The 25,155-nt window shown below is 42.5% G+C and carries 27 protein-coding genes; 17 read left to right on the forward strand and 10 right to left on the reverse strand.

Annotation, left to right across the window (positions count from 1 at the left end; genetic code table 11):
* From lepB to G2999_RS11085, 5 genes are all read left to right on the forward strand, one after another.
* Positions 1-763: signal peptidase I (lepB, locus tag G2999_RS12485; protein WP_010181637.1), on the forward strand; the 763-nt coding region annotated here is incomplete at its 5' end.
* Complete coding sequence (gene rnc / locus G2999_RS11070; RefSeq protein ID WP_010181638.1) at positions 760-1,485, forward strand: ribonuclease III; 726 nt, start codon at positions 760-762, stop codon at positions 1,483-1,485. The genes lepB and rnc, both read left to right, overlap by 4 nt.
* Complete coding sequence (gene era, locus G2999_RS11075; RefSeq protein WP_010181639.1) at positions 1,478-2,389, forward strand: GTPase Era; 912 nt, start codon at positions 1,478-1,480, stop codon at positions 2,387-2,389. Before rnc ends, era begins: the two co-directional genes overlap by 8 nt.
* A 26-nt stretch (positions 2,390-2,415) precedes the next feature.
* A complete protein-coding gene (pdxH, locus tag G2999_RS11080) occupies positions 2,416-3,057 on the forward strand; it encodes a pyridoxamine 5'-phosphate oxidase (protein ID WP_010181640.1) in 642 nt (213 codons plus the stop codon).
* Positions 3,058-3,078: 21 nt separating this feature from the next.
* Positions 3,079-3,870, forward strand: coding sequence for a TatD family hydrolase (locus tag G2999_RS11085; protein ID WP_010181641.1), 792 nt, complete (start codon positions 3,079-3,081; stop codon positions 3,868-3,870).
* 31 nt (positions 3,871-3,901) lie between these two features.
* Here G2999_RS11085 and G2999_RS11090 read toward each other — a convergent pair whose 3' ends face one another.
* Complete coding sequence (locus G2999_RS11090; protein WP_010181642.1) at positions 3,902-4,465, reverse strand: hypothetical protein; 564 nt, start codon at positions 4,463-4,465, stop codon at positions 3,902-3,904.
* Between the two features lie 100 nt (positions 4,466-4,565).
* Between G2999_RS11090 and serB the strand changes: the two genes are divergently transcribed.
* Positions 4,566-5,573: a phosphoserine phosphatase SerB gene (gene serB / locus G2999_RS12490; protein ID WP_010181643.1), complete on the forward strand. Its 1,008-nt coding sequence runs from the start codon at positions 4,566-4,568 to the stop codon at positions 5,571-5,573.
* 57 nt (positions 5,574-5,630) lie between these two features.
* Complete coding sequence (gene radA / locus G2999_RS11100; protein ID WP_010181644.1) at positions 5,631-7,013, forward strand: DNA repair protein RadA; 1,383 nt, start codon at positions 5,631-5,633, stop codon at positions 7,011-7,013.
* A 77-nt stretch (positions 7,014-7,090) separates the two neighbouring features.
* Here radA and ettA read toward each other — a convergent pair whose 3' ends face one another.
* Complete coding sequence (gene ettA / locus G2999_RS11105; RefSeq protein WP_010181645.1) at positions 7,091-8,758, reverse strand: energy-dependent translational throttle protein EttA; 1,668 nt, start codon at positions 8,756-8,758, stop codon at positions 7,091-7,093.
* Between the two features lie 117 nt (positions 8,759-8,875).
* On the opposite strand from ettA, the gene lpxD reads away from it, so the two are divergent.
* From lpxD to G2999_RS11155, 10 genes are all read left to right on the forward strand, one after another.
* Positions 8,876-9,943 (forward strand): UDP-3-O-(3-hydroxymyristoyl)glucosamine N-acyltransferase, encoded by a 1,068-nt coding sequence (lpxD, locus tag G2999_RS11110; RefSeq protein WP_010181646.1) that lies wholly within the window; start codon positions 8,876-8,878, stop codon positions 9,941-9,943.
* 98 nt (positions 9,944-10,041) lie between these two features.
* On the forward strand, positions 10,042-11,298 hold the full coding sequence (gene glyA, locus G2999_RS11115) for a serine hydroxymethyltransferase (protein WP_010181648.1): 1,257 nt from the start codon (positions 10,042-10,044) through the stop codon (positions 11,296-11,298).
* A gap of 68 nt (positions 11,299-11,366) precedes the next feature.
* On the forward strand, positions 11,367-11,837 hold the full coding sequence (gene nrdR, locus G2999_RS11120; RefSeq protein ID WP_010181651.1) for a transcriptional regulator NrdR: 471 nt from the start codon (positions 11,367-11,369) through the stop codon (positions 11,835-11,837).
* A 32-nt stretch (positions 11,838-11,869) separates the two neighbouring features.
* Entirely contained in the window at positions 11,870-12,982 is a 1,113-nt protein-coding gene (gene ribD, locus G2999_RS11125; RefSeq protein WP_034955981.1) for a bifunctional diaminohydroxyphosphoribosylaminopyrimidine deaminase/5-amino-6-(5-phosphoribosylamino)uracil reductase RibD, read from the forward strand.
* Between the two features lie 2 nt (positions 12,983-12,984).
* A complete protein-coding gene (locus G2999_RS11130) occupies positions 12,985-13,656 on the forward strand; it encodes a riboflavin synthase (protein WP_010181655.1) in 672 nt (223 codons plus the stop codon).
* A gap of 3 nt (positions 13,657-13,659) precedes the next feature.
* Complete coding sequence (gene ribBA / locus G2999_RS11135) at positions 13,660-14,757, forward strand: bifunctional 3,4-dihydroxy-2-butanone-4-phosphate synthase/GTP cyclohydrolase II (protein ID WP_010181657.1); 1,098 nt, start codon at positions 13,660-13,662, stop codon at positions 14,755-14,757.
* 85 nt (positions 14,758-14,842) lie between these two features.
* Positions 14,843-15,322 carry a 6,7-dimethyl-8-ribityllumazine synthase gene (gene ribE / locus G2999_RS11140; RefSeq protein WP_010181659.1) on the forward strand — a complete coding sequence of 160 codons (480 nt, stop codon included), beginning with the start codon at positions 14,843-14,845 and terminating at the stop codon, positions 15,320-15,322.
* An 11-nt stretch (positions 15,323-15,333) separates the two neighbouring features.
* Positions 15,334-15,756: a transcription antitermination factor NusB gene (gene nusB, locus G2999_RS11145; RefSeq protein WP_029257544.1), complete on the forward strand. Its 423-nt coding sequence runs from the start codon at positions 15,334-15,336 to the stop codon at positions 15,754-15,756.
* A gap of 29 nt (positions 15,757-15,785) precedes the next feature.
* Entirely contained in the window at positions 15,786-16,802 is a 1,017-nt protein-coding gene (gene thiL, locus G2999_RS11150; RefSeq protein ID WP_010181663.1) for a thiamine-phosphate kinase, read from the forward strand.
* Between the two features lie 25 nt (positions 16,803-16,827).
* A complete protein-coding gene (locus tag G2999_RS11155) occupies positions 16,828-17,307 on the forward strand; it encodes a phosphatidylglycerophosphatase A (RefSeq protein WP_010181666.1) in 480 nt (159 codons plus the stop codon).
* A gap of 3 nt (positions 17,308-17,310) precedes the next feature.
* On the opposite strand, the gene dxs is transcribed toward G2999_RS11155, so the two are convergent.
* The 8 genes from dxs to G2999_RS11195 form a co-directional block, all read right to left on the reverse strand.
* The gene (dxs, locus tag G2999_RS11160) at positions 17,311-19,191 is read right to left on the reverse strand and encodes a 1-deoxy-D-xylulose-5-phosphate synthase (protein WP_010181668.1); all 1,881 of its coding nucleotides are present in this window, start codon (positions 19,189-19,191) and stop codon (positions 17,311-17,313) included.
* A 21-nt stretch (positions 19,192-19,212) separates the two neighbouring features.
* On the reverse strand, positions 19,213-20,097 hold the full coding sequence (locus tag G2999_RS11165; protein ID WP_010181670.1) for a polyprenyl synthetase family protein: 885 nt from the start codon (positions 20,095-20,097) through the stop codon (positions 19,213-19,215).
* Positions 20,087-20,350: an exodeoxyribonuclease VII small subunit gene (locus G2999_RS11170; protein WP_010181672.1), complete on the reverse strand. Its 264-nt coding sequence runs from the start codon at positions 20,348-20,350 to the stop codon at positions 20,087-20,089. The genes G2999_RS11165 and G2999_RS11170 overlap by 11 nt, the downstream gene beginning before the upstream one ends.
* Positions 20,351-20,553: 203 nt before the next feature.
* Positions 20,554-21,810, reverse strand: a complete 1,257-nt coding sequence (locus G2999_RS11175) for a cyclopropane-fatty-acyl-phospholipid synthase family protein (RefSeq protein ID WP_010181674.1) — start codon at positions 21,808-21,810, stop codon at positions 20,554-20,556.
* Between the two features lie 2 nt (positions 21,811-21,812).
* The gene (locus G2999_RS11180; protein WP_010181677.1) at positions 21,813-22,610 is read right to left on the reverse strand and encodes a DUF1365 domain-containing protein; all 798 of its coding nucleotides are present in this window, start codon (positions 22,608-22,610) and stop codon (positions 21,813-21,815) included.
* Positions 22,607-23,887 (reverse strand): NAD(P)/FAD-dependent oxidoreductase, encoded by a 1,281-nt coding sequence (locus G2999_RS11185; RefSeq protein ID WP_010181679.1) that lies wholly within the window; start codon positions 23,885-23,887, stop codon positions 22,607-22,609. Before G2999_RS11185 ends, G2999_RS11180 begins: the two co-directional genes overlap by 4 nt.
* Positions 23,884-24,636 carry an SDR family NAD(P)-dependent oxidoreductase gene (locus G2999_RS11190; protein WP_010181681.1) on the reverse strand — a complete coding sequence of 251 codons (753 nt, stop codon included), beginning with the start codon at positions 24,634-24,636 and terminating at the stop codon, positions 23,884-23,886. Before G2999_RS11190 ends, G2999_RS11185 begins: the two co-directional genes overlap by 4 nt.
* Positions 24,633-25,076, reverse strand: coding sequence for a nuclear transport factor 2 family protein (locus tag G2999_RS11195; RefSeq protein ID WP_010181683.1), 444 nt, complete (start codon positions 25,074-25,076; stop codon positions 24,633-24,635). Before G2999_RS11195 ends, G2999_RS11190 begins: the two co-directional genes overlap by 4 nt.
* Positions 25,077-25,155 lie beyond the last annotated feature (79 nt).

Here is a 25,155-nt window from a genome sequence, read left to right on the forward strand (position 1 = left end):
CTTTGAACCACCATTACCTTATATAGTCGATACTGCTAAACAAATCTTCCCAGTAATTGCGTTTATTATGGTACTGCGTTCATTCTTATATGAGCCGTTTCAGATCCCATCAGGCTCGATGATGCCGACCTTATTAGTGGGTGATTTTATCTTAGTTGAAAAATATACTTACGGTTTACGAGACCCTATCACAAGAACCAAGTTTTGGGATGTGGGTGAGCCCAATCGCGGAGATATTGTGGTATTTAAATATCCGCCCCAGCCAGAACTCGATTACATTAAACGGGTCGTTGGTTTACCGGGGGACCGCATTTTTTATCGTGCGAAACAAATTACCGTGGTGCCTGCTTGCGACAAGAGTGGCGATTGCGCCAAGCCTTATTTAGTCCCTCTGACTGAAAAACAGACCAGTGAATTTGCCCAAAATATGGTGCCATTAAACCAATACACCGAAGTGTTAGGTGAAGCACAACACGAAATATTACAACATCCGGTATTATCCGCTAGTCCATCACAGTTTTATCGTCAACCCGGTACGGCGATTGATGAATGGCAAGTCCCTGAAGGACAATATTTTGTGTTAGGGGATAACCGAGATAATAGTCGTGATAGTCGTTTTTGGGGGTTTGTGAGCAACGAACACTTAGTGGGTAAAGCGGTTGCGATTTGGATTTCATTTGAATTTGAACGCCCTGCAGACAGTTTCTTGCCACAATGGATCCCGTCAGGTGTGCGTTTTAATCGTGTAGGAGGGTTGCAATGAGCAAGGCTTCTGCCGGTTCATCTTCCCAACAACCCAATACGGCTAGCATAGACCCGTTTGTCAAACTTCAGCGCCTGATTGATTATCAATTCAATGATGTATCACTGCTCAAGCAAGCGCTGACGCATAAATCCGCACATCGTCAACATAATGAGCGCTTAGAATTTCTAGGTGATGCAGTACTTGGCATGATTGTCGGTGAGCATTTATTTAAAGCATTCCCCAATTCACCCGAAGGTAAGTTGACGCGCATGCGTTCGGCCATAGTTAAAGGGGATACATTGGCTGAAATAGCCCTCGAAAAAGGCCTGGGAGAATTTATCCAATTAGGTGCGGGGGAATTGAAAAGTGGTGGTAAACAACGCTACTCAATTTTAGCTGATGTGGTTGAGTCCATCATTGGTGCGATTTATCTAGATGCAGGTATGAACCAATGTTATGACTTTATTCATGCATGGTTTGGTGCTCGGATCGCTAAACTTGACCCAGATGTCCATCCTAAAGATGCGAAAACACGTTTACAGGAATATCTTCAATCACGTGGTATTGAACTACCGGTATATGAAGTCGTTGATATTAAAGGTAAAGATCACAATCAAACATTTACAGTAAGTTGCAACACTGTCACTTTATCTGACCCCATTCAGGCTCAAGGAGCGAGTCGTAAACGCGCCGAGCAAATAGCCGCCCAACTGACCTTAGAGAAATTACAAGATGACTGACGCTGAGTCTCCAAATACATTCTGTGGAATGATTGCAATTGTGGGGCGTCCGAATGTCGGTAAATCCACTATTTTGAATCGCCTAATCGGCCAAAAAGTCAGTATTACCTCGCGTAAACCGCAAACGACTCGACATCGTATTATGGGCATTGATTCTGAGGGAGATAAGCAAGCGATTTATGTTGATACACCGGGTTTACATAGTGAAGAAAAACGCGCTATTAATCGGTATATGAATCGCGCTGCGTCGAGTTCATTAGGTGAAGTATCTTTGGTGCTTTTCGTCGTGGAAGGAACTCGTTTTACCGCCGATGATGCGATGGTACTTGAGAAAATAAAAGCCTCAGGAATTGAGTGTTGGGCCATAGTGAATAAATCCGACAATGTCGAGGATAAACAACAGCTACTTGCACATTTAACCTGGTTAGATGAACAACATGATTTTGCCCATGTGATGCCGGTATCAGCAAAGTTAGGTCGGTATTTACCTGAATTACGTGACATGGTTATGGCGCAGTTACCACAAAGCGAATTCTATTACCCTGAAGAGTATGTGACGGATCGTTCTAGTCGCTTTATGGCGGCAGAAATTATCCGCGAAAAGTTGATGCGTTACACGGGAGATGAATTACCGTATTCGGTGACAGTTGAAATTGAACAATTTAAAATGACCGACAAAGGTATTTACCGGATTAATGGATTAATACTGGTCGAACGCGAAACCCAAAAACGTATGATCATCGGTAAACAAGGCAGTCATCTAAAAACCATTGGTTCTGATGCTCGCAAAGATCTTGAAAATTTATTTGATAATAAAGTGTTTCTAGAGTTATGGGTGAAGGTGAAATCTGGTTGGGCTGATGATGAACGGGCCTTGCGCAGTTTAGGCTATGGCGAACATTAACCCAGTATTTACGAAGGACATATTTTATGAGCGAATTTAATCAGTATCGTCGTGAATATACATTAGGCTCTCTTGAAGAGGGGGATTTGGATCCTAATCCAATGTCGCTATTTAAAACTTGGCTCAATGTTGCAGTAGAATCAAATATCCCGGATCCTAATGCCATGACAGTGGCGACAGTCAATGCAAAAGGTCAACCTTCACAACGTATTGTGTTACTCAAAGATTTAACCGATGAAGGCTTTGTCTTTTATACTAATTTAGGCTCGCGAAAAGCTAAAGAATTGAGCGAAAACCCCAATGTGTCGCTGCATTTTCCTTGGCATATGTTGGAGCGTCAAGTCAGAATTAATGGAGTCGCAACACCGTTAAGTCGTACCGCCGTTGCTAAATACTTTTTTTCACGTCCGAAAGATTCTCAGTTAGGTGCGATTGTTTCCAAACAAAGCCAGCCCATATCATCTCGTCAGATGTTGTTAACCCAGTTTCAACAGCTTAAAGATAAATACGCCCAAGGTGAGATCCCATTGCCTGATTTTTGGGGCGGATTTTTGGTGAAGCCAGAGCAAATAGAGTTTTGGCAAGGCGGTGAACATCGCTTACATGACCGCTTTGAATATACCAAACAAGCTGATGCTACTTGGCATATTCAGCGTTTGAATCCATAATTCTAACTACAAATACCGTGAATGATTGACAGCCATTGTCATTTGGACCTCGCGTGCTTTGATAATGATATCGAACAAGTCATTCAGCGCGCGCTTGATAATGATGTGCATCAGTTTATCATTCCTGGAATTGAGCCTGAACATTGGGTTAAATCGGTGCGCCTTGCAGCACAGTTTCCCCAATGTTATTACACCTTAGGTTATCACCCTTTTTTCTATCCCCGCACACTTAATGCGGCATCTATTGAACCTATGATCACCACGTTAGCAGCAGCGATTGACCAAGCGATTACCCAACGAGGCTTCGTTGGGGTAGGGGAGATTGGCATAGACCGAACATTATCAACTGACTTACCATTACAAATTGACTTATTTGATGCCCAACTCCACGTAGCCAAAACGTATCGTACTCCAGTCATTATTCATCATCGAAAATCACATGATCAAATTATTGGTCGACTCAAAGCAACACAATTTGACCAAGGTGGCATTATTCATGCTTTTTCAGGTAACGCAGAAATAGCGCGGCAATACATTGATTTAGGTTTTTGTCTCGGAGTCGGTGGAACGATAACTTACCCTAGAGGACATAAGACACTCAATGCCATCCAGCATGTGGGGATTGAGCATTGTGTATTAGAAACTGACTCGCCAGATATGCCAATGCTAGGTCGGCAAGGACAACGCAATGAGCCTGCTTATATACGTGATGTATTGGATATTTTAGACGGTGCATTGCCTGATAGTACGGTAAATGAAATCGAGTTAATCACATCGAATAATGTGAGACGGATATTTACTCAGTTGCAATAGGTTGCTTTGAGTGGAAATAGTATGGTCATTATTATTTTGCGAACGCGTAGCGGGCCTTACGGTAATATAATCGGATCGCAAACCCACCAATAAACATACCAATTAACAATATCACGATGAACATCCCTTGTTGTTGCTTTTGGAGCTGAAGTTGTTGAGCTACGATGATATCGTCATCAACCACAAAACGAATATAACCTGCGGTGTCGTCATTAACTGTAATAGGTGAGATAAACACAGAAAAGGGTAAGTGATGTTGTTCAATAAACCCGACAATGGAATCAATCTCACCGACATTGCCTAATTCAACACCATAGCGATTGAATACAGTGATCCCGCGAAAATGTCCTAAGTCCAGATACGTGTTTAATGTGTATTCGAGTTGTTCTCTATAGTTACTTTGCTCAGTCTTCATGATCGTGTCATTCAGCCACGGAGATAGACTGCCTGCTGCGATTTGACTTAAACGTTGACCTAACTGCTGTGTATACACAGCATAATGAGCTTGAGTGGTATGATGTTGGATCTGCCATACCCAAGCAACAGCAAATAAACTGGTCACGATAAAAATTGTTCTGATCAGATACCTTGTCATGGGCAATGCTTTAATTAATTGATACACTATTTACAGTAAAGCAATGTCGGTTTGTTGCCAAGTTATTTTCTCTTAAATTGTCTTAATAAAGGTGCTCTAGATGGCTCATATGTTTTCTCCGCAAACACGTAATTCGCATCGTGCTCTCCTAGAATTTTTATCCATCCATCCTTTTCAACACTTATCAAAAGACACGTTGAGCTGGGGAGTGAGTCAGAATGAATTCACGGACTTAAGCGATGTGCCTGTGCTAACAATTGCTGGCCAGCACCTTAATGCTTATATTCTTGAATCGATTTTGCTTCAGCTACCAGAGCATATCCTTCATGAATCGGTTCGTTTACACCCTCTTTCGGATGCATTTAGTGCAACGGTAGTGCAAGTCATCTTAAATGCTTCTGTCGATAAAGCGTGGCTAGAAACGATCGCTCAAAAATATCATGTTGAAATGTTTTGTTTGATTAATGCACCACGTTTAGAGACGCCAGGTATCATTGTGATGGATATGGATTCTACTGTGATCCAGATTGAGTGTATTGACGAAATTGCTAAGTTATGTGGCAAAGGTGATGAAGTCAGCGAAGTTACTGAATTGGCTATGCAAGGTAAGTTAGATTTTGCACAAAGCCTTCGTCAACGGGTGGGCGTACTTGCGGGTATTGATGTCGCATTATTGCAGGGCATTCGTGACAGTATTCCATTAATGCCTGGTATTCATGCATTATTACAAACCCTTCAAGGCAATGGCTGGAGAACGGTTATTGCCTCTGGTGGCTTTACGTATTTTGCCCATTATTTAAGAGATCGCCTTGCCCTTGATGGGGCACATGCGAATGAATTAGAAGCGATTGATGGTAAGCTCACAGGTCAAGTCCTGGGCGATATCATGGATGCTCAAAAGAAAGCCGATACGGTACTACACTATACGCAGTCACATTTGATTGATCTGTCACAAACCATTGCCTTAGGTGATGGCGCGAACGACTTAGTGATGATGGGCCAAGCTAATTTAGGGATGGCATTTCACGCTAAACCTGTCGTAGAGGCGCAAGCCGATGCCGCGATCCGTTTTGGTGGTGTTGAAAATACCTTGTATGCGTTAATTTAAACAAGTACCAAGTTTACCGTTAATTCACCTTGTTAGTTTTCATTAGGAACTCAATGGATGGCAAAAGCAGACAAAACCGCATTTGTATGTACTGATTGTGGTGATTCATCTCCGCGCTGGCAAGGTCAGTGTAAATGCGGTGCGTGGAATACCATGCAAGAAATCAAAGTCTCTTCGATTAAATCGGCATCACGAAGCCCTGCTAGAGTTGCAGGTTATGCTGGGGTAGGTCAAAGAGGAGCTAAAAAAATCAATGATGTCGCAGCGGCGGAAACAGAAAAGTCGCCGACAGAAATTGGTGAATTAGATCGCGTATTATCTGGCGGGATCACGATAGGTTCAGTGAATATTATTTCCGGTGATCCTGGTGCAGGTAAAACGACCTTGTTATCTGATTTGGTAGCGCGCATGTCAATGCGTATGCAAGCACTGTACTGTACTGCTGAAGAATCCCTATCTCAGTTCAAAAATCGTGTTAATCGTCTTAAACTAACCTACAACGAAGACCAGTTATTTTTATTATCTGAAACTTCGGTTGAAGCAATTATTGAGGAACTCGATACTCATCAAATTAAGTTTGCCGTCATTGATTCTATCCAAGCGGTTGTGACCGATAGTGCTAATGGTAGTCCGGGTTCACCGTCTCAAGTGAAAAGTGCTGCCCAAGCTCTCACCCAATACTGTAAGCAAAATGATGTGACCATGTTCATTATTGCTCATGTGAATAAAAATAATGAGATTGCTGGACCGCAAACCTTAGTGCATATTGTGGATGCACTGCTTCATATCGACACGAATGATGGTCAGGTGCGCACTTTACGTGCCAATAAAAACCGCTTCGGTGATATTGATACCGTGGGAATTTTCAGAATGACTGAACGCGGGATGCTCAGTGTGGATAATCCCAGTGAGATATTCTTATCAGGCTCGAGCACCCAGTCTCCTGGTGCTACCATCACGTGCATTCGAAAAGGGAATCGAAATTTATTGCTCGAGATCCAATGTTTAACCACCGATACTGAAGCTGAGTACCCTCAAAGAGTCTGTGTGGGGCTGAACATGAATCGGATCAAAATGCTGACCGGTGTGCTGCGTAAACATACCAAGACCAAAATCTTCCATGATACGTTTTTTAATATTGTGGGCGGATTGAAAATTGATGAATCAGAGACGTGTATTGACTTAGCCCTTGTGACGGCATTACTCAGTTCATTACATGAATTTGTTGTACCGAGAACCAGTTGCATCATGGGAGAGCTGAGCTTAAATGGTGATGTACGTCCGATAGATAGTGGTGTGCCTCGCGTTAAAGAAGCCGCCCAACACGGTTTCACCGAAATTTACATCCCTTATCGCAACTATCATAAATCCATGGAAAATTTAGGTGCACGTATTATTCCTGTGAAAACGATCCATGAGCTACTTGAGTTAATCAAATAAAAAAGCGAGTCAGTTCCAATGAAATGACTCGCCACTTGTTAATGAACGGCTGATTAACAGCCTAGATATTCATTTAATTACTTACTAATTTTCTTATATTTCAAACGATGAGGCTCAACAATATCAGAGCCAAATGTCGCTTTGAGCCAGGCTTCGTAGTCAGTAAAGTTACCTTCGTAGAAGTTAATTTTGCCGTCATCACGGTAATCTAAAATGTGTGTCGCAACTCTATCTAAGAACCAGCGATCGTGCGAGATCACCATGGCACAGCCAGGGAACTCTAGTAACGCATTTTCTAAAGCACGTAACGTTTCAACGTCTAAATCATTGGTCGGTTCATCGAGTAATAGTAGGTTACCACCGGCTTTAAGTAATTTCGCTAAGTGCACACGATTTCGCTCACCGCCGGATAAATCCTTGATGAATTTTTGCTGGTCGTTGCCTTTGAAGTTAAAACGAGAACAATACGCTCGCGAGTTGATTTCAAAGTTCCCAATGCGAATAAGATCCTGCTCATCAGAGATTTCTTTCCACACGGTGTTGTCTTCATTCATGTGATCACGGAACTGTTCTACCGAAGCAATTTGTACGGTGTCACCCAGCACGATGTCACCCGCGTCAGGTTGTTCTTGACCGGTTAACATTCTAAACAAGGTCGACTTACCGGCACCGTTTGGACCAATGATCCCAACAATCGCCCCTTTAGGAATAGAAAAGCTTAAATCGTCGATCAGTAAACGGTCGCCATAAGATTTTGTCAATCCAGTCACGTCAATGACTTTGTCACCTAGACGTTCACCCGGTGGAATGAATAATTCATTGGTTTCGTTACGACGTTGATAATCGCTGGTATTAAGCTCTTCAAAACGGGCCATACGAGCTTTGGATTTGGTACCGCGCCCTTTGGGGTTAGTCCGAACCCACTCTAGCTCTTGTTGAATCGATTTCTGACGCGCATTTTCCGTGCGCTCTTCTTGTTGCAGTCGTGCATCTTTTTGTTCTAGCCAAGACGAATAGTTACCTTCCCATGGGATCCCCATTCCGCGGTCAAGCTCTAAGATCCAACCGGCGACATTATCCAAGAAATACCGATCGTGGGTAATGGCGACGACGGTACCTTCATAATCATGCAAAAAGCGCTCTAACCATGCGACTGATTCTGCATCCAAGTGGTTAGTCGGTTCGTCGAGTAATAACATGTCTGGTTTTTCTAGCAGTAATTTACACAGCGCGACACGACGACGTTCACCCCCTGATAACTTACTGACATCCGCATCCCACGGTGGGAGGCGCAGTGCATCAGCAGCCCGCTCTAATGCATTATCCAAATTATGGCCATCTTTGGCTTGAATAATCGCTTCTAATTCACCTTGTTCTTTGGCCAGGGCATCAAAATCTGCATCGGCGTCAGCATAAGCAGCGTAAACCTCATCGAGTCGACTAATCGCACCGGCTACATCAGCAACAGCCAGTTCGATATTGCCGCGCACATTCAAAGATTCATCGAGATGCGGTTCTTGAGGCAGATAACCAATCTTGATCCCAGGAAGTGGACGGGCTTCACCTTCAATCTCAGTATCGACACCGGCCATGATCCGTAACAGAGTGGATTTACCTGCACCATTGAGGCCCAGGACACCAATTTTAGCGCCGGGGAAAAAGCTTAATGAAATATCTTTTAAAATAAAACGATTCGGTGGGACGATTTTACCCACACGATGCATTGAATAAACAAACTGTGCCATGAAATTGCCTTGTTTCGTATAATTTAAGCTATTGTAATAGATAATAGCGGGTAACTACTAGATATGTGTGACGGTTTTTAATAGCATATCATTTTTCAGGTATTACAAAGGCCATTTATGACTGCTGTTTCTTTAGAACAACTTGCTCAACATATTGGGGCAACCATTGCTTCCTCTGATGAACGGGCATTAGCAAGTGCATCGGATATCATGATTACGCGAGTGGCACCGCTTGACCGAGCGCTTGCCGGTGAAGTCGGTTTTTTGAATGATAAAAAATACAAATCGAGTTTAGCCGAGACTCAAGCGAGTGCAGTGATCCTGACTGAAAAATTAGCAACGGATTATCAAGGTATTGCCTTAGTGGTCAAAGATGCTTATGTCGGCTTTGCGTTGGCTGCTCAATTATTAAATCCGACACCTAAACCCCATTATGCGATTCATCCAAGTGCTTTTGTCGATGAAACAGCACAACTAGGCCAGAATGTGAGTATTGGTCCAAATGCGGTGATTGAAGCGGGTGTAGTCTTAGGTGATAACGTATCGATTGGGGCTGGCGCGGTGATCCGGGTGAATGCGCAGATTGGTCATGATAGTTATATTCATCCAAATGTAACGGTTTATCACAGTTGTCAATTAGGTCATCACGTTGTGGTCCATAGTAATACATCGGTCGGGTGTGATGGGTATGGCTATGCTCCTCATGGTGGCAAATGGATTACGATTCCACAAACGGGGATTGTGCGCATTGGTAATTACACTGAAATTGGTGCGAGTACGACGATTGACCGTGGGGCATTAGATGATACTGTGATTGGAGAGCATGTCATTATCGATAATCAAGTGCACATTGCACATAATGTCGTTGTGGGTGATGGAGCCTGTTTATGTGGTGGTACGATGATGGCCGGTAGTGTCAACATTGGTAAAAATGTCATCATTGCGGGCACCGTGGCGATTAATGGTCACATTACGATTTGTGATAATGTACAAATAACCGGCAATACAATGGTCACGAGTGATATCACTGAACCGGGTGTTTATTCCTCTGGGATGCCGCATAGTCCATATAGTGAATGGCGTCGCAATTCAGTGCGCATCAAGCAGTTGGACAGTATTTTTAAACGTGTTAAATCATTAGAAGGCCAAGTGCAACGAATTCAATCCACCTCTGACGATGAGTAATCTATCCAAAACACAATATGTAGTAGTTTTTTAGCTGATTTTTGACTAAAATACGCACATTGTAATTTTTGTTTACCCTTTTGCTACAGGTGCCTTAAATGTTAGAACGCAACATGAATATCGCTGATTTTGATCCAGAGTTAGCCAACGCTATTGATCTTGAAAACCAACGTCAAGAACATCACATCGAATTAATCGCGTCAGAGAACTACTGTTCACCTCGCGTATTAGAAGCTCAAGGTTCACAGTTAACGAACAAGTATGCTGAAGGGTATCCTGGTAAGCGTTATTATGGTGGTTGTGAGTATGTTGATGTTGTTGAAAACTTAGCGATTGATCGTGCCAAAGAATTATTCGGGGCTGAGTATGCTAACGTACAACCTCATGCCGGTTCTCAAGCGAACACGGCAGTTTTTGGTGCGTTATTGAATGCTGGTGATACCGTATTAGGCATGAGCCTTGCTCACGGTGGTCACTTAACGCACGGTTCTCACGTGAACTTCTCAGGTAAGATCTACAACGCTGTACAATACGGTATTGATGAATCGACTGGGATCATTGACTACGCACAAATCGAAGCATTAGCGTTAGAGCACAAACCGAAAATGATCATCGGTGGATTTTCAGCCTATTCTGGTATTGTCGATTGGGCTAAATTCCGTGAAATTGCTGACAAAGTCGGTGCGTATCTATTAGTCGATATGGCGCACATTGCCGGTCTAGTTGCTGCAGGCGTTTACCCAAGTCCAATTCCTCATGCTCACGTGGTGACAACAACGACACATAAAACGTTAGCGGGACCTCGCAGTGGTTTGATTTTATCTGCTTGTGGTGATGAAGATATTTATAAAAAGCTGAATAGCTCTGTTTTCCCAGGTAATCAAGGTGGCCCATTATGTCACGTGATTGCTGCTAAAGCGGTTGCTTTCAAAGAAGCGTTACAACCTGAATTTAAAACATACCAAGCGCAAGTCGTGAAAAATGCGAAAGCGATGGTAGCAGTGATGCAAGATCGTGGTTATAAAATCGTATCTAATGGTACTGAAAACCATTTATTCTTACTCGATTTAATCGATAAAGATATTACGGGTAAAGACGCCGATGCAGCACTTGGTTTAGCGAATATTACTGTGAATAAAAACTCAGTACCTAATGACCCTCGCTCACCGTTTGTGACCAGTGGTTTACGTATTGGTACCCCAGCCATTACCCGTCGTGGTTTTGGTGAGAGTGAAGCTCAGCAAGTCGCTACATGGATTTGTGATGTGTTAGATAATATGGGTGATGACAGTGTCATTGAGCGCGTTAAGGCTGAAGTTGTCGCCTTATGTGAACAACACCCTGTATACGGCTAATCACTAGCCATATCGTGATTAATTAGCCGGCTTTTGCCGGTTAATTTGTTTTTAAAAGAGCAAAAACTATGTTTTGTCCATTTTGTAGTGAGCAAGAAACCAAAGTTATCGATTCACGCTTAGTGGCCGAAGGACATCAGATCCGTCGTCGCCGAGAATGTTCAACATGCAAAGAACGTTTTACCACGTTTGAAATCGCCGAGTTGGTTTTACCACGAGTCATTAAACGCGACGGTTCACGTGAACCATTTAATGAAGAAAAATTGCGTTTAGGTTTGCAACGCGCATTAGAAAAGCGTCCGGTGAGTACCGAAAGTGTAGAAAAAGCAATTAATCAAATCAAATCATCACTACGTGCTACTGGTGAACGAGAAGTCGAGAGTGAATTGGTTGGTAACTTGATTATGAATGAATTGAAAGAATTGGATAAGGTGGCCTATGTGCGTTTCGCCTCGGTATATCGTTCCTTTGAAGACATTCGTGAGTTTGGCTTAGAGATCGCAAAACTCGGTCAGGTTCAGGATGGAGAGTCCAAATAGTGCACAACACCTTTAGTGCCTTTGATTATGCCATGATGGCGCGTGCCTTACGTTTAGCAAAACAAGGAATATACACCGCTGCGCCTAATCCTATGGTCGGCTGCGTGATCACCCTAGATGGCGAGATCATTGGTGAAGGGCATCATCAACAAGCCGGCACCGCTCATGCTGAAGTCAACGCGCTGTGGCAAGTCAATGAATTAATAGCTCAAGGTAAATTAGTTGCTACCCAGCTTAAAGAAGCGACTGCGTATGTGACACTGGAGCCGTGCAGTCACACCGGGCGCACAGGCCCCTGCGCAGATGCGTTAATTGACGCATACATTGGTCGAGTCGTTATTGCAATGCAAGATCCTTATAGTCAGGTATCCGGTCGTGGTATAGCGAAACTCCAACGTGCGAATATACAGGTAGAAGTGGGGTTATTAGCGGCTGAAAGTAACGCACTCAATCGTCATTTTTTATCGCTTGTTGAACGACAACGTCCATTTGTAACCGCAAAGCTAGCGACCTCTCTGGATGGCAAAATTGCTTTAGATAATGGCGTGAGTCAATGGATTACAGGCCCTGAAGCTCGTCAAGATGTACAAGCGCATCGTGCCCAGCACATGTGTATTTTGACGGGTTCTCAAACAGTCATTGCTGATGATCCACAGCTGAATGTTCGCTTGGCTGAACTGCCAGAAAATGTTCAGCAAACATTAGCTGCGAACCCATTGGCACAATACACTCAACCGCTGCGTGCGATTATTGATTCGCAAAGGTTGATATCTGAACAATATCAAATTGTCCGAGATGCCAATACCCAAGCACCAACGCATGTTTTTACCCCTGATAATATACCGCTAAACGGCAATGGAAAATGTGATTTATCTGCCGTGCTAGATGCACTTGGTCAGCAAGGCATTAATAGTGTTTGGGTCGAAGCTGGAGCAGGACTTGTAGGTGCTATGCTTAATGCACGTTTGCTTGATGAATTGATTATCTATCAAGCACCATTATTATTAGGCGCTGATGCGAAAGATGCGATTAATATTGCAAAATTGACGCAAATGGACCAGCGTATTGAACTTGATATCATCGATACACGTAAAGTTGGTCAAGATATTAAACACACGTGTCACGTGATTTACCCTAAAGGATAACCATGTTTACTGGAATAATTGAAGCGGTTGGTGAGATCTCACAACTACATAATAACGGCTCTGATATCCGTTTAACGGTACAGTGTCATGATCTAGATATGACAGATGTGGCGTTAGGCGATAGTATTGCGACTAATGGCGTGTGTCTTACTGTTGTAGAATTCGGCGATAATTACTATTGTGCTGATGTATCACAAGAAACGATAAAATACACCGGCTTTAGTGATTACTGCACTGGAGCCAAGGTGAATTTAGAAAAAGCCATGTTACCAACGAGTCGATTTGGTGGCCATATCGTATCAGGTCATGTGGATGGCGTAGGTCATGTCACTAAGATCATCGACCAACAAAAATACATTGAAGTTTGGGTGCATATGCCACCTGAAATTCGCCACTATATTGCCCACAAAGGTTCAATTACAGTAGATGGTGTGAGTTTAACAGTGAATGAAATTACTGAAGATGAGTTTATGTTATGGCTCATTCCTCATACGTTAGAAAAAACAGTGATTAGTACTTATAAAGTAGGTACACGTGTGAATTTAGAAGTAGATGTGATTGCACGCTACTTAGAGCGTTTGATGCAAGGCGGACATGGTGCAAACAACCAAGCACCTCAATCAGATATTAGCATGGCGTTTTTGGCAGAAAACGGCTATTTAAATAGGAAATAAGTTATGACATTTCACTCTCCAGCAGAAATAATCGACGATATTCGCCAAGGAAAAATGGTGGTGTTGATGGACGATGAAGATCGTGAAAACGAAGGCGATTTGATTATGGCTGCAGAGCATGTGACACCAGAAGCCATTAATTTTATGGTGACTCATGCACGCGGTTTAGTGTGTTTGCCAATGACAGCAGAGCGTTGTCGTCTTCTTAAATTGCCGCTTATGGTAGATAAAAATTCAGCTCAATTTTCAACCAATTTCACGGTATCTATTGAGGCGGCAGAAGGTGTCACGACAGGTATTTCTGCTGCAGATCGAGCCCAAACTATATTAGCAGCAGTGAACCCTGATGCTGTGGCCACAGATATCGTCCAACCAGGTCATATTTTTCCGTTAATTGCCAAAGAAGGTGGCGTATTAAATCGTGCTGGACATACTGAAGCAGGTGTCGATTTAGCACGTCTAGCGGATTGTGAACCTGCCGCGGTGATTGTAGAGATATTGAATCCAGATGGCAGTATGGCACGTCGTCCAGAGTTAGAAGTATTTGCACGAGAGCATGGTTTGAAGATTGGTACGATTGCCGATTTAATTGAATATCGTAATCTGAACGAAACTACCATTATTAAGGTAGCCGAGTGTGAACTGCCTACGGAATTTGGTGATTTTCAATTACATACATTCAAAGATGTGATTGATGAACAGATCCACTATGCATTAGTGAAAGGCGACATTGATCCAACTGATCCGGCGTTAGTCCGTGTGCATCTACACAATACATTTTCTGATTTACTCGGTTCTACTCGCGGTGTGAATCGTTCGATGAACCTACCTAAAGCAATGCAACGTATTGGTGAAGAAGGCGGCGTATTAGTATTGTTGGGTGCTAAAGAAAACATTGAGCAACAAGTCCAACAGTTTGCCGCCGAAGATCGCGGTGATGTCGCTGCGGGTAAAACGTGGGAAGGCTCATCACGTACTGTGGGTGTGGGCAGTCAAATACTGGTGTCTTTAGGCGTGAAGAAGATGAAGTTATTATCTAAACCAGTGAAATATTCAGGTCTCTCTGGCTATGGTTTAGAGGTTGTCGAATACATTAGTTAATACTAAGGTATCGCTTGGTTTTTATGATATACTTTGCACCGAAAATTTTATAGTGTTGTAATTTTAGCATTTAAGGAACCCTGATATGCAAATCATCGAAGGTAATATGCGTGCTACTGGCAAAAAATTTGCCATTGTCGTATCTCGTTTTAATAGCTTTGTAGTAGAGAGCTTATTAGAAGGCGCAGTGGATACACTCGATCGCCAAGGTGAAGTAAACGGTGATGATATCACTGTAGTGCGCGTACCAGGTGCTTATGAGTTGCCAATTGCGGCACAAAAGATCGCTCAATCAGGTAAATTTGATGCGATTATTGCATTAGGTGCTGTAATTCGTGGCGGAACACCGCATTTTGACTTCGTTGCTGGTGAATGCAACAAAGGTCTAGCGCAAGTATCACTAGAGCATAACATTCCAGTATCATTTGGCGTCATTACCACAGATTCGATTGAACAGGCTATTGAGCGTTCAGGAACTAAAGCGGGTAATAAAGGCGCAGAAGCTGCAATGGGAGCCCTTGAAATGGTTAACGTTATGGCAGCCATTGATGAGGCTATTGCGTGAGTGAAGCAAAAATGAAACCTGCTGCGCGCCGCAAAGCGCGCGAGTTAGCCTTACAAGGTATTTACTCGTGGCAGATGAATGGCAACACCATTGAAAGTGTTGAGTTACACCTTGCAACAACCAATGATATGTCAAAAATTGACCTTGCATTCTTCCAAGAGTTACTTCGTGATACTGCCAAAAAAGTGGTTGAATTAGATGTGGCTATTAAGCCATATTTAGGTCGCTTACCGGAAGAACTTGATCCTATTGAGAAAGCCATTCTTCGATTGGCAACGTTAGAACTAACACAGCGTATCGATGTGCCTTATAAGGTCGTCATTAATGAAGCGATCGAACTAGCGAAATCATTTGGTGCTGAAGAAAGTCATAAATTTGTCAATGGTGTACTAGATAAAGCGGTTAAAACACTCCGTAGACACGAGCTTTCTTAATCAATTAAACAGGCAGACGTGATCTACCGATGAAAGAGTTCAATATTATTGAGCGGTTTTTTACCGCTCAAACCCAACCGCGACAAGACGTCATGATTGGAGTAGGGGATGATTGTGCTATCACGACTGTTCCCACCAACCAATCTTTAGCGACAACAACTGATACGCTCGTAGCAGGTACCCATTTCTTACATGGGACACACCCAAGTGATATTGCCCATAAAGCACTCGCTGTCAACCTAAGTGACTTAGCAGCCGTTGGCGCTGTTCCTGCCTGGATTAATTTAGCCTTATCATTAGAAGAAATTGATGAAGATTGGCTCGATGATTTTTCTGATACCTTAGCGCGCTTATGCGAATATTATGGGATTAACCTTATTGGTGGCGATACGACAAAAGGTCCGTTGAGTATCACTATTACTGCTCAAGGCTTTGTGCCACCGGAAAGTGTCGCGACACGCTCTGGTGCTAATCGAGGTGATTTAATTTATGTCACAGGGACACTCGGTGATGCCGGCGCTGGATTAGATACGTTATTAGGTAAGTTAGACTGTTATGCGGTTGCTGATTTATCTCATCAAGAGCAAGCGTCTGCTGAAGCGTTTTTGCAATCACGTCATCATCGTCCTACGCCACGATTATTAGCTGGTACAGCTTTAAGAAGAACGATTAGCAGTTGCATAGATATTTCGGATGGATTATTGGGAGATATTCAGCATATTATGAAAGCGTCACAATGTGGTGCAATAATTCATGTTGATAAGTTACCTATATCTGAACATTTAGCGAAAGTTGTCTCGCCCGAACAGGCGATGACGTATGCGTTAAGTAGTGGTGATGACTATGAACTCTGCTTTACGTTGCCAGAACATAATGTCTCCGAGTTGGAAACCTTGTTAAATTCGTCTAATATAAATTTTACCTGTGTTGGGCAAATGGTCGGGGGTAATGAACTCTCGTTAATGCATCATAATATGCCTTACACTGCAGTATCTGAAGCATTTGAACACCAGTTTATTGTTCAAGCTTCATCAACTCAATCTTAACTCTACACCTAAAGGTGCACGCCCTATGGATCCTGAATTACGAGCTCGCCTGCGATTAACTAATCCCATTCATTTTTTGGCGTTGGGTTTCGGTTCAGGTTTAATCCCAAAAGCACCAGGCACCTTTGGTTCAATGGCCGCATTACCGCTGATTTTTGTTTGTAGCCTGTTGAGTTTACCTATTTATTTCACAATGACTGTTATCGCCTGTGTGCTGGGCATTTATATCTGCGGCAAAACCGCTGAAGATATGCAAGTTCATGATCATGGGGCGATTGTGTGGGATGAAATTGCAGGGATGTTGTGTGTGTTTATAGCCATTCCTTTAAGCTGGGATACGGCATTAATCGGGTTTATATTATTTCGCTGGCTGGATATTCAAAAACCATTGTTGATTGGTTGGATAGATAAGCGTTTTACCGATGGGCTAGGGATCATGTTAGATGATATCGTAGCAGGCCTGATTGCCTGTGGCCTGCTTCATTTATACCTCTATTTCATTTAAACGTTAAATCTTAGCTAAACGCGCTTTAACTTGATTAACAATACCGGCAGCGTCAATCTGCAGTTGCGCATACATTTGAGCTTGAGTCGCTTGCATTATAAACTCATCGGGTAAACCACATTGCAGTAATTTGACATCAATGTCATTAGCCAATATAAACTCGGCGACTTCGCTTCCCGCGCCACCTTTGATTGCGCCATCTTCGATAGTCACAAATAAGTCATGCTCTGTCGCAGCTGAAATCAATGCTTGTTGGTCAAGCGGTTTTACAAAACGCATATCAATGAGTGTTGCATTGAGTATTTCAGCAGCTTGTTTAGCTTCAGGTAACAAGGTACCAAAGTTTAAAATGGCAACACGCTGGGTAGTCGCACTTGAAGTATTGAGTGTACGTGAGACGCCAATTGCTAAAGCGGTCATTTGTGGCTCAATAGGGACTCCCTCTCCACCACCTCGAGGATAACGAACCGCGGCAGGCTGGTTTAATTGATGGCCCGTGTAAAGCATTTGTCGACATTCATTTTCATCACCCGGTGTCATAATGACCATATTAGGAATACAGCGTAGATAACTAATATCAAAAGCACCCTGATGTGTAGGACCATCAGCCCCGACGATCCCTGCACGATCAATCGCGAATAATACGGGTAAATTTTGGATAGCAACATCATGAATCAATTGATCATATGCTCGCTGTAGGAAGGTTGAATAAATTGCGACGACAGGTTTTAAGCCACGGATAGCCATCCCTGCAGCTAATGTTACTGCATGTTGTTCGGCAATGGCTACATCAAAATATTGTTCAGGATAGTCTTTGGAAAACTTAACCATTCCCGAGCCTTCACGCATAGCCGGGGTAATGGCATTGAGTAAAGGATCTTGCGCGGCCATATCACATAGCCAATCACCAAAAATATCTGAATAAGAGGGCGAACTTGGTGCTGATTTAGGCAAGGTTGCTTCTTCAGGATTAAATTTAGGTACGGCATGAAATTTAATCGGATCGTTCTCAGCAACGGTGTAGCCTTTCCCTTTTTTAGTCACGACATGCAAAATCTGAGGACCCGATATATTACGCATATTCTTGAGCGTATCCACCATGCCTTTCACATCATGACCATCAATAGGACCGATATAATTAAACCCTAATTCTTCAAAGATGGTACCAGGGACAACCATACCTTTGATATGTTCTTCCGCTTTTGAGGCGAATTCTTTAAGAGGCGGTACCGTGGATAGGACTTTTTTACTGCCATCACGAATAGTGTTGTAAAAATTGCCGGTTAATAAACGTGCTAAATGAGAATTTAACGCACCGACATTTTCCGAAATTGACATTTCATTATCATTTAAGACCACCACGAGATCTTTAGCAATATCACCACCATGATTAAGTGCTTCGAAGGCAAGACCTGCGGTTAAGGCACCATCACCAATCACAGCTACCGTTTTACGCCCTAGTCCTTCTTTATCGGCAGCAATAGCCATACCTACGGCTGCACTAATAGAAGTAGAGGAATGCCCTACTGCAAATGTATCGTACTGACTTTCTGGAGGCCATGGAAAAGGATGTAATCCGCCTTGCTGACGAATGGTCGTCATCCGCTCACGTCGGTCGGTTAGAATTTTATGTGGATAAGCTTGGTGGCCTACATCCCAGATAAGTTGGTCAACAGGGGTATTATAGACATAATGTAATGCTACAGTGAGCTCAACTGTACCTAAACCTGAGGCAAAGTGACCACTGGATTGGCTAACACTAGATAGTAAAAATTGACGAAGTTCATCTGCAACTTGAGGAAGCTTATCTTTGGGTAACGTCCGTAATTCCTCTGGAGTATTTGCCAAAGCCAGAGTCGGGTAATGTGCTAAATCCAATGACATATATTAAAAAGGCTCTGTAGGTTAGTGGTTGCGCTTAACCAAAAAGGCGGCGAACTCGTTTAATTGTGCGGTATTGTAAGGTAATTGGTCCGATGATTGAAGTGCTTGCGTATACAATCTATCTAAATATTCCTGAGACGCTTGTAAACCAAGTAGTGCTGGGAATGTCGATTTGTTTAAATCTTGGTCTGATCCACTCGGTTTTCCTAAGGTATCACTGTCACTGGTGATATCTAGAATATCGTCTTGTACTTGGAATGCTAAACCCAAACTTCGACTAAAGGTGTGCAATAATGCTTGATGCTCTACATCCAGAGACGGCACTAATGCAATGACCATATCCACACAGGCACCTAGTAATGCGCCGGTTTTGAGTCGATGAAGTTGAGTTAACGTCTCCAAATCGATATCTTGGTTGGTAAAGTGTAAATCGATCGCTTGACCGCCACACATGCCCTCATAGCCTGACGCTTTGGCTAAGATCTGAATGACCGCCACCTTTTCGCTCGCGCTCAAAACAGGATGTTGAGCTAAATGCTCAAATGCAAGGCTCTGCAAAGCATCACCCACTAATATAGCGGTACCGGGTGTATATTGAATGTGACATGTCGGCATACCTCTTCGTAGATCATCATCATCCATGTCGGGTAAATCGTCATGTACTAATGAATACGCATGAATACATTCGATTGCCACCATCAGGGGCGCTAATTTTTCTTTGGATACGCCTAATACATCGCCCACTAGACTTATCAATAGTGGGCGCATGCGTTTCCCTTGGCCTAATAGGGCGTATTCCATTGCCGCTAATAAGTCACATGGTAAAGTAGGGTAGTGCCTGATACATTGACTCAATAATATCTGAGTGTCACTTACGACCTGAGCGTGGTATTGCTTAAAATCCATAATCAGCGTCGTCTTCGTCCTTAGTCATGGGTTTTAGCGTCGCATTATCTTTGGTTAATATACTGACTTTTTGTTCAGCATCTTTGAGATAGGTTTGACATGCACGCGCGAGTACAATGCCATCTTGAAATTTCGCTAACGCAACATCGAGGGACAGTTCTCCACGTTCCATTTCTTGGACAAGCTGTTCAAGCTGCTGCATTGATTGTTCAAAATTAGGAAGGTCTTTATCACGTGCTTGGTCTTGTGCCATTGACGACTCACTTTGTTAACGTTTGCTCATCTTAATGCCTAAGATAATATCGTAAATGGTGAAAAAAAGCATAGTAATCTTACTAATCATTGTGACTATTAGTGAGTTTTGCACTCTTTAATTAAAAAGTGCACTTTATCGGATGATAAAATGCACTTCACAATGAACGTTATTATCTAGGATCAAGATGATCGCGACACACATTACCTGAAAGTTAAATCCTCGGTATGTGCCGTTCGGCCTAAAACTAATTGTACCGTTGAGATGGAGCGCTCTCTAAAGCCTCCTTCACAATAATTTAAGTAGTATTGCCACATCCGAGAAAAACGTTCGTCGTAGCCGTTTTCTTGAAGTGCTTCGACATTATCAAAGAAACGATCATGCCAATGAGATAACGTTTGCGCATAATCTAAACCGATATCATGTAAATCACGAATGCTAAGATCAGTGTATTTTTTGATACAACGATTAATGACATATTGCGAGGGTAAAAAACCGCCAGGGAAGATATATTTTTGAATAAAATCCACCCCGTTACTGTAACTGGCATAGCGACGATCATCAATCGTGATCGCTTGCAGTACCATGAGCCCTTCTGGTTTTAATAAAGACGTGCATTTTTCGAAGAAATTACGTAAATACGATTTACCTACTGCCTCTATCATTTCAATAGACACGAGCTTATCGTAAGTCCCTTCTAAGGTACGGTAGTCTTGTTTTAATAAGGTGATTTTATCTTCCAAGCCTTCTTTGGCGACCCATTCTTGCGCCCAAGCATATTGCTCGTCAGATATGGTAGTTGTCGTGACGTGACAACCATAATGCTTAGCTGCATACACGGCTAAGCCACCCCAACCAGTGCCAATCTCCATTAAATGGTCAGTGGGTTTGAGTTGCAGTTTTTCACAAATTTCTTTGAGTTTATTTTGCTGAGCTTCTGCTAAATCGGCTTCTGGGTGCGGATATACTGCTGCAGAATACATCATACTCTCATCTAAGAAATGGGTATAAAGCTGGTTACCTAGATCGTAATGCGCTTGAATATTTTTACGCGCCTGTGCAACAGAATTACGATTAAAGAAATGCTGGATCTTATTAATAGGGAAAGTGAGCCATGCAAAACGTTTTTCCCATTTATCTAAGGTCGGTAAATTACGAGCAAATATGCGAATTACGTTGGTTAAATTTGGTGTGTTCCACATACCGTCCATATAAGTTTCACCGCTGGCGACACTGCCACCGAATAATAAATGACGATACGCTTTTTTATCCAATATATTGACTTCAGCTTGTAATTCGCTATTCATATCACCGAATTGAGCGACCATGCCCCCATTTTCTTTGAGGGTCATACACCCTTGTGGTAATTTTTTGAGGACATTGATAAATGCACGTTTGCACCATTTATCGATGAATGCGCCCTCTTCATGTTTAATTATTGCTTGTTCTGCTTGAGACATACTTATGCTTCCTCAGATTGCGTAATGGGTTTGGAATGGCCATAAAAAGGAGTACGTTTTATAAATAGCTTTAACGCCTCCCAATAAATGCCACCAACCGTTTTTAACGTCATACTTGGTATACGTCGTTTAGCGATAGATAGATTAGCTTGGTTTAATGGCTGACGATATAAATCAATACTCGCGACCATATGTTTAATTTCTTTGTGGCACGTTAATGATAACTTAATGGCATCATTGGGTTGTGGGATATGCCATTGATATTGCATATCCATTGGATTAAAAGGCGAAACATGAAATGCTTTTGGCGTATCTTCCTGAGCACTTAAATCAATCAAATAATAATGTCGTTCATGCCAGGGTGTATTACTGACCTCCGCAAGCATGAAGGTATATTGTTGTGATTGGGGATCTTGGATGTAGTAAAAATTAACAGGGCTAAAGTACAGGTTCAGCATCCTTGTTTGCCCGAGAAAATACACATCACCTATGATTTCTTTGGTAATCGGGGTGGGCAAGGTTAAACGTAACTCGTTAGCTTTATGTAGCACTTCTTCTTCGAGCGATAGGTTCTGTTCGTTAAGGTAATCGGTGCGACGAAATTCTAATAGCCCTTTGGTATTAAGATTAAAACCAGGGATCTCAGATAATGCCCGAAGCTCTTTGAGCTTGAGCCAAAACAAATAAATATCATATTTAAATTCATGACGCGTCGGGGTAAAGCGCTTATGCATCACAGAGCCTTGGTAAATTGCACTTTCTAGCGATGTATTGTGCGGCTGAATGTTGACTTGGTTCAAAGCGTTGCTCCAAAACGTTCACAGACATCTAATGCACTACGAACTCCGTCCTCATGGAATCCGTTATACCAATAAGCCCCACAAAAATGTAGATTATCTTGGCCACAAATACGTTTACGCTCACCTTGCGCTTTGACCATATCTGGGCTGAATTGCGGGTGGGCATAATGAAAGGTATTAATGATTTTAGCAGGATCAATTTCAGCGGTATTATTCAAGGTCACACAAAACGTGTGCTCAGTTTGTAAGCGCTGTAGGATATTCATATTATAGGTGACTGAAGCAGGTTGTAATGCTTCATTAGCATCCCCTTTGATCAAATAATTCCAGCTGGCCCAGGCGAGTTCACGTTCAGGTAATACATTCACATCCGTATGCAGCACGACTTCATTCATTGCATATTCGATATTACCTAATACTTGATGATGTGCTTGAGTGGGTTCATGTAGCATCGCTAAAGCTTGATCAGAATGACAAGCAAAAATAACCTCATCAAAATCAGCCGATTGGGTGTTATCTGCCGCGCCAAATGTAACCGAGTAACCTGTGCTATCAGTCAATTTTAAGACACGTTGCACGGGAGCGTTGAGTTTAATTTGATCAGCAAAGGATTGGGTCAAGGGGGCAATATACTCACGCGAACCACCAATAATGGTATACCACTGGGGGCGGTCAGTGATGTTTAATAATCCATGGTTATTGAAAAACTGTAAGAAAAACGTCAATGGGAATGACTTGGAGTCTTCAACGGACATTGACCATATTGCTGCGCACATTGGCAAAATATAGTTTTGACTAAAATCATCACTCAAGTTGTGATGTTCAATGTAATCAAACAAGGTCATGCCTGCTTTAGCGTGTGTTTGTGCGTCTTCGGATTTACATAATTTATTGAACTTTAAAATGTCTAAGACAATGCGCCAAAATCTTGGACGCAATAAATTTCTGCGTTGCGCGAATAAGGAATTGAGTGTGTTGCCATTATATTCTAATTTGGCGGCACGATTTTTCACACTAAAACTCATTTCGGTAGGCTGAGCATTCACCCCGATCATACTCATGAGCTTATTAAAATTGGGGTAGGTCCAATCATTAAATACAATAAAACCGGTGTCAATCGCATAATGCACGTCGTCGATATACACATCTTTTGTAGCAGTATGGCCGCCGATGTAGTCGTTTGCTTCAAACACGGTAATGTCGTGGTCTTTGTTGAGTAAATATCCGCATGTCAGGCCGGAAATACCGCTTCCAATAATCGCAATACGCTTTTTCATGAATCTCTCTTTTGTTGTTCAACTGGTGCGGCGGGAGGTTGCCGCATCGAAAGGCATAACTTGTGTTGTATAAATTCAGGTAGTGCATCTAAGCAACGCAATAGTAAACTGAAACGAGTTGGGAAATAGACACTAGCTTGGCGGCTGGCTAATCCATTTAAGATATCCTGAGCCGCTTCTTCAACCTCGATACTCATAGGCATAGGGAAATCATTTTTATCCGTCAGTGGCGTCTTAACAAACCCAGGTGATATGGTTTGGACTTGGATACCTTTTGCGGCGAAATCAACAGCAAAACTTTTGGCCATATAATGCAATGCGGCTTTACTCGCACCATAAGCTTGGCTTCTGGCAAAGGGTAATAGGCGCGCAAGGCTATCGACAAATACCAGTTTATTACCTGCGACTAATTTAGGGCTGAGAGCTTCGATAACATTGACGACCCCAAAGACATTCGCATCAAACACACGTTGAAACATCGCCGCGTCGATTGCATCCACATCGACATATTCACAAGTACCAGCATTGAGCAACACGATATCGCACTCAACTTCGGCTAAAGCTGTTTTAGTTGCCTGCAAATCGGTGACATCAAATTGGCAGGTCGATATATTGGGTTGTTGTTCAAGTATTGCTAATTTGTCTTTATTACGGCCACAAGCAATCACAGCATAGCCATTTTTTGCTGCTAATAATGCGACAGCTTCACCAATACCCGAGGTCGCACCGGTCACTAATAAACGCTTCATGCGCGCATACCTGATTTGATTTTGTTCACCACCCATTTTAAGAGTGGGACATGTTCATAAACCATTTGCCCCATGTCGTAATAATCTTGGTGAAAATAGATTTTGTCATCACGAATTTTAAGTAAGGTAATGCCATCGACATGTATGAGATTACCACTATTAAGTTTAGGGGTGGCAAAAGACATCGTCCAGGTGACCGTAAAAGATGTGTCTTGGAGAGGTTCTGGTGTTTTATGAGGTAATATTTGATGAATTACGAAATGAGATGAAGTGGCACCAGTTAATAAGTTATCAAAGTAATTATGCAGTGTATTCAAACCATGATGGGTACCCACAGGATCAATCAAAGTGATATCTTCACTATAAATATCAGGGAGTTGAGAGATATTGTCTGGTGATAGTTCTTGGTAGAATGTTGTAAAACGTTCAATCGCAGTCATACATACTTATATTGAGATAATAATTAATATATTTACATCTATCTATAATAGACGGATCAACAAAAAATTACTCAATTAT

Origin of the sequence: Glaciecola sp. HTCC2999 (genome assembly GCF_000155775.1) — a bacterium.
Classification (GTDB): Bacteria; Pseudomonadota; Gammaproteobacteria; order Enterobacterales; family Alteromonadaceae; genus Opacimonas.

Coding starts and splice junctions, on each gene's coding strand:
- rnc (WP_010181638.1), top strand. CDS start 760: ATGAGCAAGGCTTCTGCCGGTTCATCTTCCCAACAACCCAATACGGCT.
- era (WP_010181639.1), top strand. CDS start 1,478: ATGACTGACGCTGAGTCTCCAAATACATTCTGTGGAATGATTGCAATT.
- pdxH (WP_010181640.1), top strand. CDS start 2,416: ATGAGCGAATTTAATCAGTATCGTCGTGAATATACATTAGGCTCTCTT.
- G2999_RS11085 (WP_010181641.1), top strand. CDS start 3,079: ATGATTGACAGCCATTGTCATTTGGACCTCGCGTGCTTTGATAATGAT.
- G2999_RS11090 (WP_010181642.1), bottom strand. CDS start 4,465: ATGACAAGGTATCTGATCAGAACAATTTTTATCGTGACCAGTTTATTT.
- serB (WP_010181643.1), top strand. CDS start 4,566: ATGGCTCATATGTTTTCTCCGCAAACACGTAATTCGCATCGTGCTCTC.
- radA (WP_010181644.1), top strand. CDS start 5,631: ATGGCAAAAGCAGACAAAACCGCATTTGTATGTACTGATTGTGGTGAT.
- ettA (WP_010181645.1), bottom strand. CDS start 8,758: ATGGCACAGTTTGTTTATTCAATGCATCGTGTGGGTAAAATCGTCCCA.
- lpxD (WP_010181646.1), top strand. CDS start 8,876: ATGACTGCTGTTTCTTTAGAACAACTTGCTCAACATATTGGGGCAACC.
- glyA (WP_010181648.1), top strand. CDS start 10,042: ATGTTAGAACGCAACATGAATATCGCTGATTTTGATCCAGAGTTAGCC.
- nrdR (WP_010181651.1), top strand. CDS start 11,367: ATGTTTTGTCCATTTTGTAGTGAGCAAGAAACCAAAGTTATCGATTCA.
- ribD (WP_034955981.1), top strand. CDS start 11,870: ATGATGGCGCGTGCCTTACGTTTAGCAAAACAAGGAATATACACCGCT.
- G2999_RS11130 (WP_010181655.1), top strand. CDS start 12,985: ATGTTTACTGGAATAATTGAAGCGGTTGGTGAGATCTCACAACTACAT.
- ribBA (WP_010181657.1), top strand. CDS start 13,660: ATGACATTTCACTCTCCAGCAGAAATAATCGACGATATTCGCCAAGGA.
- ribE (WP_010181659.1), top strand. CDS start 14,843: ATGCAAATCATCGAAGGTAATATGCGTGCTACTGGCAAAAAATTTGCC.
- nusB (WP_029257544.1), top strand. CDS start 15,334: ATGAAACCTGCTGCGCGCCGCAAAGCGCGCGAGTTAGCCTTACAAGGT.
- thiL (WP_010181663.1), top strand. CDS start 15,786: ATGAAAGAGTTCAATATTATTGAGCGGTTTTTTACCGCTCAAACCCAA.
- G2999_RS11155 (WP_010181666.1), top strand. CDS start 16,828: ATGGATCCTGAATTACGAGCTCGCCTGCGATTAACTAATCCCATTCAT.
- dxs (WP_010181668.1), bottom strand. CDS start 19,191: ATGTCATTGGATTTAGCACATTACCCGACTCTGGCTTTGGCAAATACT.
- G2999_RS11165 (WP_010181670.1), bottom strand. CDS start 20,097: ATGGATTTTAAGCAATACCACGCTCAGGTCGTAAGTGACACTCAGATA.
- G2999_RS11170 (WP_010181672.1), bottom strand. CDS start 20,350: ATGGCACAAGACCAAGCACGTGATAAAGACCTTCCTAATTTTGAACAA.
- G2999_RS11175 (WP_010181674.1), bottom strand. CDS start 21,810: ATGTCTCAAGCAGAACAAGCAATAATTAAACATGAAGAGGGCGCATTC.
- G2999_RS11185 (WP_010181679.1), bottom strand. CDS start 23,887: ATGAAAAAGCGTATTGCGATTATTGGAAGCGGTATTTCCGGCCTGACA.
- G2999_RS11190 (WP_010181681.1), bottom strand. CDS start 24,636: ATGAAGCGTTTATTAGTGACCGGTGCGACCTCGGGTATTGGTGAAGCT.
- G2999_RS11195 (WP_010181683.1), bottom strand. CDS start 25,076: ATGACTGCGATTGAACGTTTTACAACATTCTACCAAGAACTATCACCA.